The sequence below is a fragment of the Janthinobacterium sp. GMG1 genome (assembly GCF_034427795.1).
In the GTDB taxonomy this organism is placed as follows: Bacteria; Pseudomonadota; Gammaproteobacteria; order Burkholderiales; family Burkholderiaceae_D; genus Janthinobacterium.
Genome location: NZ_JAXQNT010000021.1, coordinates 1 through 16,541, shown reverse-complemented (window position 1 = coordinate 16,541; position 16,541 = coordinate 1). Strand labels below are relative to the sequence as shown.

General features: G+C 54.2%; 8 protein-coding genes. All 8 read right to left on the bottom strand.

Translation table 11 applies throughout. From position 1 onward, the window contains the following. Window positions 1–685: condensation domain-containing protein (locus SJI03_RS28535; protein ID WP_322429419.1), on the bottom strand; the 685-nt coding region annotated here is incomplete at its 3' end. 1,066 nt (window positions 686–1,751) lie between these two features. Next, window positions 1,752–2,456, bottom strand: a complete 705-nt coding sequence (locus SJI03_RS28530; protein ID WP_322429418.1) for a 4'-phosphopantetheinyl transferase family protein — start codon at window positions 2,454–2,456, stop codon at window positions 1,752–1,754. 117 nt (window positions 2,457–2,573) lie between these two features. Beyond that, the gene (locus tag SJI03_RS28525; protein ID WP_322429417.1) at window positions 2,574–4,946 is read right to left on the bottom strand and encodes a penicillin acylase family protein; all 2,373 of its coding nucleotides are present in this window, start codon (window positions 4,944–4,946) and stop codon (window positions 2,574–2,576) included. Then, the gene (locus tag SJI03_RS28520) at window positions 4,946–6,016 is read right to left on the bottom strand and encodes a TauD/TfdA family dioxygenase (RefSeq protein ID WP_158301400.1); all 1,071 of its coding nucleotides are present in this window, start codon (window positions 6,014–6,016) and stop codon (window positions 4,946–4,948) included. The genes SJI03_RS28525 and SJI03_RS28520 overlap by 1 nt, the downstream gene beginning before the upstream one ends. Window positions 6,017–6,208: 192 nt before the next feature. Further along, window positions 6,209–6,721, bottom strand: a complete 513-nt coding sequence (locus SJI03_RS28515) for a GNAT family N-acetyltransferase (RefSeq protein ID WP_158301401.1) — start codon at window positions 6,719–6,721, stop codon at window positions 6,209–6,211. Beyond that, a complete protein-coding gene (locus tag SJI03_RS28510) occupies window positions 6,718–7,590 on the bottom strand; it encodes a cupin-like domain-containing protein (protein ID WP_322429416.1) in 873 nt (290 codons plus the stop codon). The genes SJI03_RS28515 and SJI03_RS28510 overlap by 4 nt, the downstream gene beginning before the upstream one ends. Before the next feature lie 46 nt (window positions 7,591–7,636). Next, on the bottom strand, window positions 7,637–9,256 hold the full coding sequence (locus tag SJI03_RS28505) for a cyclic peptide export ABC transporter (protein ID WP_099380876.1): 1,620 nt from the start codon (window positions 9,254–9,256) through the stop codon (window positions 7,637–7,639). Between the two features lie 442 nt (window positions 9,257–9,698). Further along, a complete protein-coding gene (locus tag SJI03_RS28500) occupies window positions 9,699–16,511 on the bottom strand; it encodes a non-ribosomal peptide synthetase (RefSeq protein ID WP_322429415.1) in 6,813 nt (2,270 codons plus the stop codon). Window positions 16,512–16,541: the final 30 nt, after the last annotated feature.

The window sequence follows — 16,541 nt, the reverse complement described above, 5'->3', positions numbered from 1 at the left end:
GGCCCTCGACCAGCGCCACGTAGGCTTGGCAGAATTCCGTAACCGCGATCACGCCCGACCAGCCGTCCGACCCAATATGGTGCAGCACCAGGACCAGCACATGGCGCTGCGGCGCCAGGCGCAGCAATTGCGCCCGCAATGGCAGCTCGCAACGCAGGTTGAACGGCCGCCCTGTCTCCGCTTCGATGGCCTCCGCCATGGCCGCCTCATCTTCCACCGCCAGCACCGGCAGGGCCAGCGTGGCCACCTCCTGCACTTCCTGCCATGCATGATCGCCATCGCTGGCATAGGTCGTGCGCAGCACTTCATGGCGCTGCACCAGCAGCAGCAGTGCCTGCTGCAGCAGCGCCACATTCAACTCGCCCCGCAGTTCGAGGACCGTCGGCATATGATACTGCGCGCTCGCCCCGCCACCCATCTGATCGATCAACCACAGGCGTTGCTGGCCATGCGACAACAGCGCCCGTCCGGGTTCGCGGCGCACGATCGGCGCGTCCTTGCTCAGCGCTTCGTCGCGCGCGCTGCCAAGAAGCGCCATCAATTCATCCTTGTGAGTGCGAATTGCCGCGCCGAGCGCCGCGGTAATCACTCCCGGCGGCGCTGCTGTCTTCAAACGGCCATCCTCCACATAGACGCGTCCACCCAGGCGAACCAATTCAGTAACAATACTCAGTGCGTTGTTCATATAACTCTTCAAAAGTGTATAGATATCCTTCCCCGCTGCGGAAGGGACATGGTGATTTTTCCAGGGGCTGTGCGTATCGGGGCTGCTGCGTAGTGCCGTCTTTTTCTTAGTGGCTAGTCACTCCATCACAGTGACAGCGTCGTCCACGGTTTGTTCCTCCGCACTCACCACCTGCAAGCCCGGACCGACCAGCGCTGCCATTTCCCATACGGCCGAATGCATGACCAGGTCCCGGATCAGCAGAAGCGTCGAGCCGTTCCCGGCAGCGGGAGACAAAGCGCACCGCGAACAAAGGATGTCCGCCCGGTCCGAAGAAATTGCCGCACTGGCCGGGAATCGAACCGAGTTGCAGCAATTCACGCCGAATGTCGGTCGTCACGCGTTCAGACGATGCCTGCAGCTCTCCTTCACCGGCCCACTCAAACAAAGGATCGGACAGTGCGGCCTCGACCACTTGTAAACTGATTTCTTGTTGAATGGGTGAGCGGTGGAATATGGTAGTTACTGGATTTGTCATATATTATTAATAACACTCAATAAACCGATTAATGCGAAAAAAGCGAGAACCGAAACGAGCGAACTCTAAAATTTGCGCGAGCAAATCCCGCACGATGAACTGTGCTTTTCGATGCTCAATGGATTTTTAGAACGAAAATGAAGTTCGGAAATATATAATTGAATCGACACGAATCATGCCGATATCACTTATTTTATTTCTCCTGACTACAAGATCGTGAAACTTTTTCTGCCGGTTGCCGTAAATACAATCTTACGCCAATTACCACGAAAGTGTAAGCAATAATTTTCTAAAGATAAATTTTCTTTCATGTGCAAGAACATAAACAGGAGATACCTTGTACGCCATGTATTGATGAGGTTTGCATACATTATTTTTCCGCGATCTTGACAGTCCAGGTAAAATCAGTGAAGCGAACGGTACATCGCAAATCAGTACACTATTCGATATGGCGCGCTATGAAAATTTAGCTGAAACCTCCTATCACATTCAAAAAAACAGAATGGCGATCAGCTGGCAATCTTTCTTTAGTTTTTACGCGAAAAATTTCTACCATGCGAAGATAGTCAGCACTGTCTTGGGATCGAAATACCGAAAATATGCATTCCAGTTGGTTCCCGGCGTAAAACGGTGCGATAAAAATTGATTAACCTCGAACGTAACCTGCATCGTCTCAACATATATTTTTTTTACAGTAATTGCTCCGAAGTCAAAATAATGCCCAACCTCTGAGAAAACTGCCTTGAAAAAGCTTTCCTTGACCGAGAACACGATGGTGAGCAGTTCTTCAAAAGACAAGGTAGTCAATTCCGTCCTCAAGTAGGCAAGCTCACGCGGCGAGACGCTGATTTCGAGGACCGCGTCTATCGCCTCCTGCCCAATTGTGCCTTCAATGTCGATGCCAATACCATTAAACACATTACACGACGATGCGATGGCGGCTGCAAACTCGTGATTGTGTGTAATGCTGCCGACGACATGTTCGGGCCAGACCGGCTCACGCTGCCTCCCGGTACCCACATCACAGCGCGTCATGCTCAAAGCATTCAATGCAAACTTGGCACACAGACGACCATAAAAGTACTCTGCTTGACGTTTCATCACACTGCCAGCAATTGTTGACGGAAGCGTGATTGCTTCCGACGTAAATGACTCTTGTGAAAAACTCGCCGGGTCGTAATGAATCAAGAATATTCGCGCCGTCTCATTACCAAGCTGAATTTCAACGATCGAATCTGCTGTAGCAAAAATCATGATTCCCGCGTTCTGAAAAAATTATGAGTTATTTTTTTCTGCGACGTACCACGATTGCCACAGCAATTATCCACACCGTAGACCAAGCACCGTGGTGCGCGATGCTTGGCTTGTTCATCATTGTGTCGTCAACGTCAATTGATATTGGGTCTTTCCCGGCAACAAAGAACGCGATTTTCCCTGCAACCAGTCCTTATGGCCGGCAAGAAAATAGGTGGAAAGTGGATGTCCACTTTGGCCGCCTGGCATATTAAACAAACCTTGCTCTTCCCGTCCCGGCGACACTACCAAGCGTTCGGACTGACCGAAACTAGGTCCACTGACACGAGGCATGTCATCATCTCCAGGTACCGCTTCATCCGGCACAGAGAGCCAAAAAGAACCAAATGGCAAGGCAGTTGCCAAGGGATGTCTAACTTCGAGCCGATTTCGCTTTCCCCATGTCGAGTTAGCTAATGTCTCGCCCTGCGCACTTAGACGGAGGATCGCCAGATCAACCGCCGCTAGTTCGACGCTTTCCCAGCTTCGTCCCTGCGCCAACCATCCTGTTGGCCGTCGCTGCAGCAGACTCAGACTCAGCTCCCCCCAACGTCTATTTGCTGTTTCAAAACTCATGCCGGGAATTAAAGAGGCCATCTGCGCGTCGGCATAACCGTATAACTCATCGTAAATCGCCTGATAATATGCGCGCGTCAAACGGTACCCTACGGAACTGGCTTCAGCCCGGTTATCCCACGCCGTTTCGAGCAAGCGCCGGAATTCTGCACGTGCCGGGTGACCCGCAATTACGGAGGCAGGCAACGCAGACAGAGCCTGGGCCCGCCAAGCTCCCATATACCCTGCCGATGTATCTAGGGCAACTGCCATTACATCGTTTTCGCTTGCTCGATGCAAAGTAATTAGGCTGTCGCGAATGCGTTGCGCTCGCGCCCCAAAATCGGTGCCGCCGTCGCCGAGTTTCGCATAGTCTGGACCTGCAAGTTGGCGATTGTTGGCATTCCACAGGATGCCGTTGGCCGGATTGATTACTGTCGGATACTCTGCACTGTGCAACAACTGGGTCCAGCCATACCCATCATTATCAGTATATGGATATGTGGCAGAATTCACTGCCAGCCTTTTTGGCAAAGGGCCGGCAATACTCCACCCGATCTGCCCCACGCTATCCACGACCGTGATGTTTTGGGAGGGCATACCAGCTTTCGCGGCGAAGGCTGTGGCTTCTCCAACATTTTTCGCGGACTCCAAATGAAAAAGGCGTAGATTTACCGCGCGCGGATCAGAAGCAATCCAATGCACAGCATAATGGCGTCCAGCAAGTTCACGTACGGGTCCCAATGGCGTTTCCAGCACCGTTAGCCGAACAGCATCCTCACCTTTGATCTCGATAAATTCCTCGTGTGCGATCGCGCTATGCCAGGTGGCACCAATCTTGAAACGGCGTTTATCGGCTGGATCGGAATGCACTTCAACCAGGTCCAGATAATCACCGTAGCTGTTCGTCATACCCCATGCGACTAAACCATTGCTTCCCACCGCAAACAATGGAACACCGGGCAAAGTCAATCCTATAACACGGCGCATTTTCCCGTCGACTGGATAATGCATAGCAACGCGATACCAGGTATTCGGCAGGCCCAGATCCAAATGCATGTCGTTGGCGAGAATGGCACGCCCATCGGCAGTGCGTGTACCGGCTACTGCCCAGCTATTGCTGCCTACCGCAGGCACATGAACAGTACCTTCACCAGACCCTCTACGGCCTAGCCATGCAGGTGCTGATTTGGATATTGTTGGCAGTTGCATATCCGCAGGCACCATATCTAAAGTCGCTTCGAAATGGCTGTTCTCATTCATCAACAGCGCCAACTGGTCTGCCGTCGTGTTGTCCTTGATCCAACCGCGCGCGAACTCGCGCGGTTCTTGACTGGACTGAAGCACCAAGTACATAGCCCACAGGACCAGCAGGCTATCTTCAGCCAACCATGCCTTAGGTGCCTCGCGCAGTGCCAGATACTCAAATGGCCTTACCGTGAGGCGCGCCAGACCTTCATTGACCCCCAACACGTAACGTGACAGCATCAGCCGCTCTGCAGGTTCTAGTTCCTTAACCGCGGCCTGCGCGCGAGCACGGAAGCGAAAGCGCCGCCGGTCCTTGTCGTCGGCCAGCGCATCAGCACCGAGCAGGGCCGATAGTTCCCCTGCCGCAGCGCGACGTAATAAATCCATCTGAAAAAAGCGCTCTTGCGCATGCAGAAATCCCATTGCATACGCACCGTCATTTCGATCCCCCGCGCTAACGGTCGGAACACCATCGGCGTCGCGTGTGATCTGTACGTCCGCCGTTACCCCGGCCGCATGCACTCGTCCATCCAGCAAAGGTAAGCTGCCTCGCACGCCCAGGAAAATCGTAAGCAGCGCAAGCGTCAACATAGCCAACACCAGCAACGCCCAAACAAACGGGCGCCGCATCCATTGCTGCCCGCGCATTAAACTTCGCTCCGCTGACTAGCGTGATCGGATACGGCCTCCTGTTGTATGAAGCGCTCGTTTTCCGCACCCTTCCGTCCATTTATCTGGGCAATAGTCGATGTACTGCGGGGAGGAGGCCAAGCCACGGAATCCGGCGTCAAAGCAAGTTGATCCAAGCATTCACGCGTCTTCCAATAGCTTTCTAATAACAGGCTGCGCAAGAGCCATCGATCACTACCATCGTAAGCGGGCTGATAGGCACTGCGTGCATGCATCACGCGGCGATTGTCAAAGACTAGCAAGTCCCCCGGTTCCAAAGTAATACTCTGGTAGGCCGCTTGTATACAATCGTGCACATGCTTGAGCGCAGCCTGCGCCTCTGGCGTGGCGCCGATCATGTAGGCCGGATCATAGATAATTTCAGGATCCTCACCTTCGCTGAGTACTGCGCAACGGAATTGCCCTTCGGCGCCGGAACCTGGCTGAAAAGTCGGATCAACCTGTATCAAGAAGTTTTTCTTCATGAGCTCAGCGCGGAAATTTGCATCCAAATCGAGATCCTGGGCTTTACAGATGTGTGTTTGCACCGCAGCATCACCGCGCAGACAAAACAGAGCGGCAAGGTCTGCTTTAGCAGGATGAAATCCGTCCTCCACATGCCACTCCAGAAAATCACAATTACTGCCCAACTGCTCATTTCGATCTCTATAAATAGGGAACACATCATCAATGTAGTCGAAGTCTTTCTTCCCCAAAAAATTATAAATATGCCCCAGTTGAGAGAGAGCAATGCACATAATCTTACGCGCAGCTAATGTCGTTTTATTCCAAGTATTTCCGCGCAGAGCCGGCGTTGGCGGAACATGCTGCTGCGTCAATAAACCCTTGATCAATAAAACAGAACCACTGCGTCCCATTCTAAAATCGAACAGGGCCTTGCTCAGGCGCGTTGGCAACATCCCGTTCATGCGGGAGCACTGATAAAAGAATTGGTAAAAATCGTCCTCGCCATATTCGCGTCCAACAAGCGACATGGCGGATAGAATTGCGGCACGATCATGCTCGTCCAAAATAACTACTTCACTCATATCCATTCCTTTTCTGTAACGTTTTTATAAATACAAAACCGCTTTATACATACGTATTTCACAGAAACTCAGCGAAAGACTTATTCAGCGCTGCTATCGTCTGTTTCATTTTTTCGGCAAATAAATGTCCACCGCAATCTCATGCTCCGCGACCTTTGAAGCAAGCAGCAAGATGGCGGTTTCCCCGCTCATTTACCCATCAATCAGGTACAACAGGAACTGTGGCAAAGAAGGATCAGCATGGGATCGCACAGCTCTGAAAGGCAGGCGCGCAAAAGCGCTCTTCCAAAATGCGGCCGCCACAAAATCATCACGATAGACGGCAACTAGCCATGGTTTGTCCTGTCCGATCAGTAACTGCCTGGCCACATCGAGCGCCAGTCCACGGCGACGATGCTTCTTCACAATAAAGAGGTCCGCGAATTCTTCAACGATTGTTCCGTCAGCCAGTTCCACCGGCTCCGTGACCACAAAACCCGCCAGTGCACCATCTACCTTGATCCAGTAGGCAGCTTTATCCGCATCGAGCACATATGCGCTCACGCTATCCGGACAAATTCCAAAACGGCCGTCCTCTTCCAATTCTTCACCATCGCGCACCGAGCTGTCATAGACATACAACTGGAAGACACTAAACAACGCGTGCTCCTCGCCACGTTGCAGACGCTGGAGAGTTGCCAGGTGTGGTGCAGATTCCACGTTCATTTGCCCTCCCTACTGGTCAGTTGGCGCAGGAACAAGGCAATTTCCTTGCGGCCCTCTGTGCTCCAGACACTTTGCAGACCCTGACGAAAAATATCGAAAATACCGCTCCACCAATAGTTGATTGAGATAGCAGTATCGAGCGAATGCACGGCGTGCCACCACCCGCGCGGGATATAGATCATGTCGCCGGGTTCAAGCGTAATAGCATAGGCCTGCAGACCAACCATCAAGGGGAAGCGCGCATGGTCCGGGTGTCGCAGATCGATCATGCTGCAATGGGCCAGTTCCTGCCCCACGTTTGGATACAGTCGCGGGCTGTCGCGTTTGTCGAACAGAGTCAAATGCTTCCTTCCGGATACTTGCACCAGGAAATTATCGAGCTCGTCGAAATGCAATGGACTGAAACATCCAGCACTGCCTAGCCACAAGTTCACTTCGTTTAAGAACTTGCTCGGGTCCAGACATTCCGGCCGCTCAACTTGCTCCTGCAGTGCTGGGAATTTTTCGGCGATGGAATGCTGCTGAATGTACGCAAAATGCTCGCCATGAGTGCTTGCGGCCAGAATGGCGTCAACGGCCTCCGAAAATGGAACCTTTTCGCGCTCATGCACAAGGCCAGTTGTGGCATTGGCGTTATAGTCAAAGACGCCAGCTTTACAGGTGGCCACGATTACATCGGTATCGGAAAGCAATGCACTCAGCGACGACGGCGTCCACATTTTCGTGGCTTTCCAGTCAGATGCAGCGCCACGAATGTGCAGTGGCTTGTCGCGAAAACGACAATGAAGCCAAAAATGAAAAGGCGACATCCGATCAACGCTGTGTACGGGTAGCGTATTGGGTAGATCAACAAGTTGTTTTATTGGCATAATATTTTCAAATGGTTAGAACAAGAAAATGTGAAGCTCAGTCAACTCAAATGGATATCCGTTGCGGCAAGCCCGACAGCACACCACTATCGAATTTGCAAACCCGGTCAGCGTGATGAAAATAACGCTCGTCGTGACTGATGACGATCAGTGTCTTCCCCTGCTCTCGCATCACGGGTAACAACACTTCATAGAAATGAGCGCGATAGCCTGGGTCCTGGTCTGCGGCCCACTCGTCAAGCACGCAAACCGAGGCATCGTCAAGCCAGCACTGCAGCAGCGCAAGCCGCTTGCGCTGCCCTTGGGATAAGGCCGTGCTGGACCAGCGCCCCCCTTCGGCCTTCACCTTGCCAGTCAAGCTAAGTTCCGCAATTTTTTTGTTAGCAAGCTCATCAGCGACGGGTGCACCCTTGTTGTCCAGCACCGAGCCGAATAGGTAATAATCGGAATAAATAGTAGAAAACAGGGATCTATAGCTAGGCGGCGTATTCAATTCGATCAGTTTTCCATCGACACGGATATCGCCCGAGTTGCGTTGATACAAGCCGTTCATGATCTTGGCAAAAGTAGACTTCCCACTACCATTTCCTCCGACAAGGAATAGCACTTCACCTCGATGCACCGTGAGCGAAATCGGTCCCATTTCAAATGCAGCATCTTCGCCATGGCTGGACGTGTAGCACACACTTTCGAAATTGATTTCACGCCAGTCAGCGTGCGAATTGAGGACTTGCGCAGGAACAGTCGCATCTGGCAAGGTCAATTGAAGGCGCGATACAACGCGGGCCGATACCATCGCTTTTGACATAGTCGAAATAATATTGACGACAAAGTCGATTGAGCCCGATACAAACGTGATAGTGACAAAGAAGCTCACTGCCAGGCCCTGCACCGCGGGCTGAGAAAACTCAATTGCGGCAAGGGCAATGCCGAGCGCCAGAAATAGCAACACACTGGTCCAACTCTGGCCCAGATGCCAATAGAGATCCCACTTGATCTGCGAACGCTTGAGCAAGCCTACCGAAGGCAGCAATTCTTCCTGCATAAAATGCCGCCGCCTGGCCATATTTGTGGCCAGCTCCTTCGCACCATCGAACATGGCATGAAGATGCACGTAATAGCCATCTTTCAGTGCGCGATAATTTTCATACTGCCTATTTCCACGCTGCAAGATAAACATCGTCAGCGCACCACCCAATACTACTGTTACGAGGAAACAAGCGAATGCATAGGGCGAAAGCCATGCCAAATATGAAAAGCAAGCGATGATGGTGACTGAATGCATCATGAACTGCGGTGCATCGCTAAAGCCATTGGCAAGATTGTCAATATCGTCGGTGAGCACTCCCAACAAAGCGCCCTTACCCTTTGTTTCAATATCGCGATACTCTGTGGCTAAGATACCTTTTAGCAAATGAGTACGGATATCGGCGATAGCACTGGTGGAAACGCGCACAAGGAGGGCGCTGGCGACCAGCGAAACAATAAACAAACCGCCTACGCCGAGCAGGTAGCGGAACAGCCAGGCACTATTGCTGGCAGAAGTCGAGCTCACCTGTCCATTCAGATAGTCGAGCAGCAACACATTGGCGGCTGCGGATGTAGCGCACAGCAAGGCACATAACACCAAAGTCCATCGGTTTTTCAAGACAATTGCTTTTATCATAAAACTTTCTACTCGTGATAGTGAAGGGAAACAGCAGTTCAGTTGTCATGTCGGCCAGTACGCCGTGCAGGCAACGCCCGCACACCCCCTGCTGACCATAGGACAGCGCGGTGTGCCCAGCAGGAGGCTGGCGGGAAACGTTTGCCGGGAACCACTTTCTCGGATTGCGCCGCGCTTAATCGGTTAATCTGCGCTTCCTTATGCGTGTCGACAACAATCCCCATCGCTGGTGTCATTGCGCCAAGCCCGGCCGCCGTTTTCAATCGCCGCTCTTCCGCATACAGATGGCCGCCGAGCCGCTTCAACTCAGCAACAATGCTTCGTGCACACTTCATTCTGGCTATTCGCTTAATTGGTATCCGGATGTACACCGACGAGATCCATGCCAGGCCTACTGATATGGTTCAAACAGCGATCTCGCTTGGAATCACCCTTACAAGGCTTACCACTCGGTGACTGTTATCTCGTCTCCAACAGCATTGGACAACCCGGAATCTGGCGTGTATGTAAGAGCCCGTTTCAAGTCAATCCATGCCCCCATTTCCCAGACCGTGGCATGCATGAACAAATCTTTGATCGCAAGATTGACTTCCAGTTGTTCACGACAACGCGTAACAAAACGCACGCCCAGCAATGAATGTCCGCCTAGTTCAAAGAAATTGGCATAGCGTCCAGGCGGTGCGGCCAGTTGCAACAGCTCTTGCCATAGAGACGCCACCAATTGCTCGCTTTCGGTATCCGCTGTCTCGTCGCCGGTAGCCAAGTCGAATACGGGTTCCGGCAACGACTTCCGGTCAACCTTCCCACTCGCTAGCAGCGGTAACTGCGTACAAAACATGAGGCAAGCTGGCACCATGTACTCGGGCAACAGCGACTTAAGAGCTTGCCGCAAATGTCCTTGACTTCCCTCCAGAATGCCAGGCCATTCGATATGCGCGACTAACAAACTGTCGCCAGGACTGCGCTCGAACAGCACTACAACGGCGTTTCGAATACCCTCTATCGATTGCAACGCCGCTTCGATCTCCTGCAACTCAACTCGAAAGCCCCGAATCTTGATTTGCTGGTCGGCGCGCCCCAGGAAATCCATCGTGCCATCACTATTAAAACGGGCGAAATCTCCCGTTCGGTACACCAACCCGTCGACACCGGCCACATGAACGAAACGTTCTGCGGTCAACTCTTCGCGGTCAAGATAACCACTCGCCAATCCAGGTCCACCGATGTACAGCTCGCCAGGCACATCAAGTGGTTGAATGGCGACATGGCGATCAAGCACCAGCATCCGGGTATTTGGCAACGGACGACCGATCGGCACGACCTTGTCCGTTGCCAGCTGTAACGCCGTCACATCCTGCAGACTGACATCAATGATCGATTCCGTTTGCCCATAAGCATTGAAAACCCTTGCCTGCGGAGCAAGGACCGTTTGAAGGGCGCTCAAGTCGGCGCCATACCAGCTCTCCGACCCCACCAAAATATGTTGCAGATAGTCCAGCCGCAGTCCTCTGGCAGAGGCATAGGTGACCAGCTCGCGCAGAACTGCCGGAACAAAATCGCCAAAGGAAGCGCGAGTGCGTTGGAACAGATCGAATAGGCCGGCGGGGTCAAGCAACAGTGCATTGGGACAGATCACCAACTCCCCTCCAGTGCCTAGCGCTTTGAGCATGTCGCCAAAACAGATATCGACCGACAGACCCGCCATCTGCATTACGCGCGGCGGCTTCTCAAGCAGACCAAGCCGGCGCTGCCATCCGAGTAAGCGATGCTGCATCGCGTAGTGGCCAACTACCACGCCCTTAGGTTTGCCTGTCGTTCCTGATGTATAGACGACATAGGCGTCGCCAGCGTGCTCCGCGCCATCCAATGAATTTGCAAGTAGCAAGGAATCCGCCGTCTCAACGCTGGCCTCCGCAAAATCCAGGCAAGGCACGACGCCAACCCAATCACCGGGTATGCCGTCAACCAGGACGCAACTCGGACGCGAATCCTCGAGATAGAAAGCCAGGCGTTCTGGCGGTTGGCCGACGTCGAGTGGCACGTACGACGCCCCAGCTTTGAGAATGCCCAGTATCGCCACTGGCACGCGCCATGAGCGTTCGAGATGCAGACCAACACGATCGCCGTCACCGACACCGTTGCGATGCAGGGCCAAGGCGATAAGCCTTGCCTGCCTGTCCACATCTTCATAGCTAAGTGAAATTTCACCATCGAGCACGGCAATCGATTGTGGCTGGCTTCGTACAAAGTCTTCAAAACTATGGTGCAAACCACGCACGGGAACGAACGCATCTTCACCACTTCCCAGCTGCAAAAGCACTGCCCGTTCAGCAGAGGGAATGATATCCAACGACAGTAGCGTCGTTTGCGGACTGAAATCGAGCGCATTGACCAGAGACGATAGGCATGTATCAAACAAGCACGCCACCTGCAAGGGATCAAACGGTTGAACGATCTGCACGGTCAGCGACATGGTGTCACCGTGATCATCTACATCAGTATTCAGTGGGTAATTGCTGAATTCGGCAGAGGACAGGGCGATGACGCCCTCTAGCCCGGTCACATTGGTTTCACCGCTGTCCGGCGCAGAATATCGATAGTTGAACAGTGAGGAAAACAGTGCTGATTGAGCCGACATACCGCTGCAACGCTGGGCATTGCTTAATGACACCATTTCGCGCTCGATCAATTGCGCCAGTAGCGCGTGGCTAGCCAATACGCCATCCCGCACAGACAATTCAGCGAGTTCAAGCCTGAATGGCAAAGTATTAACCATGAGCCCTACGGCACGTGCGCCATCGGCACGCGAACGACCAAACAGCACCGTACCGAAAACCACGTCGCTACGGTCAGCTAGCGTCGCCAAGACCCTGCACCAAGCCAGATGCATCAGGCTTGCTGCACTGACTCCTAGCGCCTGAGCTTGGGCCTTCAGCCGTGTTACGCGTCCGCTATCCAACTTAACGCTGGCAGAGCGCAATGTATTACCCGTCGTTTGAATATCACTGAGTCCATATGGCAGAGTGGCTTCGGTCAACGTCCCTAGCAGATTTGAAAAGAAATGTATGTGCTCAGGGCGTTGAGCAGCCTCCAAAGAAGCGCTGATCAAGGCACCATATGATGGCGGCGCGAGCAACGCGCTCGCCTGTCCGCGCAGAATAGCGCGGACTTCATCGAGTACGATTTCAAGTGTCGTGTGATCAAGTACCAAGTGATGGCACAACAAGACTAGCAACCACCGTCCGCCGACGGGGTCAAAGCTGGCGGCCGCGTGCATAAGTGGGGCTTGATTCAGGTTCACACGCATATGGCCTGGATCGTAGCGTTGGCGTAACGCCGCTTCCACATCAGGAACATTCCCTGCATGCCACTCGTCCACGCACAGATTAACTTCACGCAACACAACTTGGACAGGCGCGTTTATCCCCTCCCACAAGACTGCCGTACGCAAGGCGTCGTGCCTGGCGATCACCAGGCGCAAGGCGTCGAGATAGCCGTCGAGGCGGGCGCGATTATCGAAAGCCAGCAAGGTTTGCAGCAAGTATGCGTCACCTTGCTCTGCAGCGATTGAATGATAAAGTATGCCTTCCTGCAAGGCAGTCAAAGGAAATACATCTTTTATATTGGCGCTCCCGCCTAAAACCTGTGCCTCTATGCGTGCCATCTCCGGCTGGCTCAACGCCATCAAGATGCTGGCCGTCGGCGCCGTCGGCGCCATTGTGTCCTGCAAAGCGCAGCTGGCGGCTAGTCCGGCCGGCGTCGGAGTCTTATACAACTGAGCAATACTGCACTCCAGTCCTGCCTGGTGCAGGTGAGCGACCAATTCAATAGCTAGCAGCGAATGCCCACCCAGCTGGAAGAAGTTATCATCACGACCAATCCTGGACACGCCTAATAATGAAGACCAGATGGCGACAATGCGTTCTTCCGCCTGCGATGTCGGAGCACTGTAGCTGCGCTCGCCAAACGCATCATCTTCGGGTGCTGGCAGGGCACTCCGGTCCAACTTTCCATTGACCGTCAACGGGAGGGCCGCCAGCCTCACCAATGCCGCAGGCAGCGACGCTGCAGCCAGGTTCTGCTCCAGGTGCATCCGCAAGACGTCAATCGGCGCCGGTGCTACCCCTGGTCGGTCGCAGAAATATGCCAGCAATTGGGTGGCACCTGACGCTGAACGATGTATCACCGCAATCGCATCGAGCACCTGCGGGTGTATACGCAGACACTCTGCGATTTCGCCTAACTCGATGCGTATGCCTCGGATTTTTACCTGCTGATCGTTGCGTCCGATGTAATCAAGATTGCCATCGACACGCTGGCAGACAAGATCGCCAGTGCGGTACATGCGGGCCCGCGGCAGGTCAGAAAACGGATCGGCGAGGAATCGTTCCGCGGTCAGGTCCGGCTGGCCAAGATACCCACGCGCCACCCCCGCGCCACCGATATACAGTTCGCCAGCCACGCCCAGTGGCACCGGTTGCAGCAATGCGTCAAGAACGTACAACTTGACGTTTGCCATCGGCGTACCGATAGGCGCCACGCCCTCAATGCCAGATTCGCATTCGTACATGCTTGCACATACAGTAGCCTCGGTAGGACCATAAGCATTGATCAGCCGCCGCCCTTTCGCCCAACGCTGCGCCAACCCAGAAGGCGCAGCTTCTCCCGCGATGACAAGTGTCCGTATGCAGGCCAGTGGCGCAGGATCATCTAGCGCGCTGAGCACCGCAGGTGGAATGGTCGCGAGCGTAATCTGACGTTCTTGCACCACATCGACTAAGGACGGACCGGCCAGCACAACTTCCGCAGCTACGAGGTGCAGCGACGCACCACTGCAGAGAGTGACGAAGACTTCTGAAACGCAGGCATCGAAGCTGGGCGAAGCATACTGAAGCACGCGACTCTGTCCATCCACACCGAACGCCAGCGCTTGCGCTGCGATCAAATTGCACACGCTACCGTGTTCCACCATCACGCCCTTTGGCCGGCCTGTCGAGCCGGATGTAAAAATAACATACGCCAATGACTGTGGCCCTATGCCAGCGACAGCCGGTGCGGATGCTATCTCCATTGCCCCGTTCAGAGGTACATCGATAGCAAGGACCTGAAAGGCCGACTGCTCTACACGCGACGCCAGTGAAGAGGTGGAAAACAGGACGGTCGGCGAGACATCATCAAGCATGTTGGCAATGCGCAGTGACGGATAGCGTGGATCGATCGGCACAAATGCACCTCCCGCTTTCAACACGGCGAGCATCGCGATCACCATATTAATACCCCGCTCCAGGAAAACGGCCACGAGCCGCTCTGGACCGACACCACGCTCCTGCAAAGCCTGTGCCCAGCGGTTCGCCTCCAAGTCCAATTGACGGAAGGTGAGTTGTCGCTCGCCATCATCGAGGGCCAGCGCATCGGGAGACAGTCGCGCTTGCAGCGCAAACATTTCATGCACAAGGCTGACCTGGGGCGTGTCCGACACATGGACATTGAAGCCATACAGTAATTTCTCACGCTCGCTTGAGGAAAGAATATCAATGGCCTGTATTGGTTTCTTGCCCCCCTCTCTTAACGCCTGACAGAGTCCAGCGAGCGCAGCCTGCACATAACCGAGGATACGTTCGCAATCAAGCCCACAATGCGCTTGCAACGTTAGCAAGAAGCCGTCGCCATGGTCGTCAACCGACAGGCCAAGCGGATAATTACTGCGTTCTTCGCTATGCAGCATTGCGATGCCGTCCCAAAGCGCAGCAGCGGCGGGATCGCGCTTCCCCTCGATCAAGCGGACATGACGGTAATTCAGCAACGCCGTGAATAGCGGCAGGCCGGTCGGAATGCCACTGCAGCGCTGAGCCAGCGCCAAGGCCATCTGCTCATGCGACAACAATTGCGCCAAAGACGCAGCGGTCTCGGCCACGACCTCCTCTGCGCTGCGCCGCTTCAATGCGACACGCAAGGGCAGTGTGTTGATGAACAGTCCCATGGCGTGTTCAATGCCGGCGGCGCCACCTTGGCGCCCGGAAAGAACGGTGCCGAACACTACGTCGTCATGCCCACTAGTGCGCGCCACCACCAAGGCCCAAGCCACGTGGAACAGTACAGCTGTCGATACTTGCCAGTGACTGGCCGTCTCACGCAGGCTAGCCGCCAGGCTGGCCTGCACGACAGCACGTACTTCCTGCAAGTTGTCGCCCTCCCCCAGAATATCCATCAGGCCATAAGGGGCGGTCGGGGCAACCACGTCAGCCAATTGGGCTTTGAAATGGAGTTCCTGCTGACTGGTGTCCTGCTTCAGAATCTGCTCCATGAACTGGCGATATGGCCAGCTTGGCATCAATTCATGTGCTCGCCCAAGCATCACTGCTTCAATTTCATTACTGATTAACTGAAGCGTGTAATTGTCGCTAATTAAATGATGGTCCAGCATGGCGAGTAGCCACCGACGATTATCGAGATCGTAGATCACTTGCAGCCGAAGAAGAGGCGCGCGCGTCAGATCCAAGCGTATCCGCTGCGGATCCGTGGCATCCAACAAGGCGGCTAAGGGGTCGCCTCCCTGGCTCAACGTAATTTCTTGGATGGGTACGACAGCGCGCCGTTGCACTACCTGCTGCGCTTGGCGCAAGCCCGTCGAGTGGAAAGAAGTGCGGAAGATATCGTGTCGTGCCACTACGGTTTGCAATGCGTCAACAAACTGATCGAGCGTGGATCGCACGCTGAAGGCATAGACCGAACGTATCTGATAGGCGTCACCTTCGGTTTGCAGGCTGTGATGAAATAACATGCCAGCCTGCAACGAAGAGAGGGGGTAAATATCTTGGATCGCCTCCGCGCCACCCTCGACAGCGCGTTCTATGCGCGCGAGTTCTTCATCAGTCAAGTCAGACAGCGGCACCATTTCCGCCTCAAGGTGGGTGCAGCCTTCTGGAATTCCGCTGACGCACGGGGCGGTCACGTGATCGACCGAATTACTCACCAACAATGCTAAATCGGCCAAGGTAGCGGCGCCGTAGACGGAGCGAGCATCCAGGCGAAAACCTTGCTGACGCAGCAACTGTGTCATGCGCACCAGCAGCATGGAGTGCCCGCCCAGCGCAAAAAAATGTTCATCGCGTCCCACCCGCTCCAGGCCAAGGATAGTGCACCAGACTTGAGCGATGGTCTCTTCCACTTGCCCGCGCGGGGCCACATAAATACGCGCAGCCGACATTTCCGGCCGCGGTAGCGCGGCCTTGTCGAGTTTCCCGTTGGCAGTCAAGGGCCAGTGATCCACCGCAACGAATGCTAC

Excerpts from the sequence above, each read along its gene's own strand:
- SJI03_RS28515 (WP_158301401.1), bottom strand. The coding sequence starts at position 6,721 with ATGAACGTGGAATCTGCACCACACCTGGCAACTCTCCAGCGTCTGCAA.
- SJI03_RS28505 (WP_099380876.1), bottom strand. The coding sequence starts at position 9,256 with ATGATAAAAGCAATTGTCTTGAAAAACCGATGGACTTTGGTGTTATGT.
- SJI03_RS28520 (WP_158301400.1), bottom strand. The coding sequence starts at position 6,016 with ATGAGTGAAGTAGTTATTTTGGACGAGCATGATCGTGCCGCAATTCTA.
- SJI03_RS28530 (WP_322429418.1), bottom strand. The coding sequence starts at position 2,456 with ATGATTTTTGCTACAGCAGATTCGATCGTTGAAATTCAGCTTGGTAAT.
- SJI03_RS28525 (WP_322429417.1), bottom strand. The coding sequence starts at position 4,946 with ATGCGCGGGCAGCAATGGATGCGGCGCCCGTTTGTTTGGGCGTTGCTG.
- SJI03_RS28510 (WP_322429416.1), bottom strand. The coding sequence starts at position 7,590 with ATGCCAATAAAACAACTTGTTGATCTACCCAATACGCTACCCGTACAC.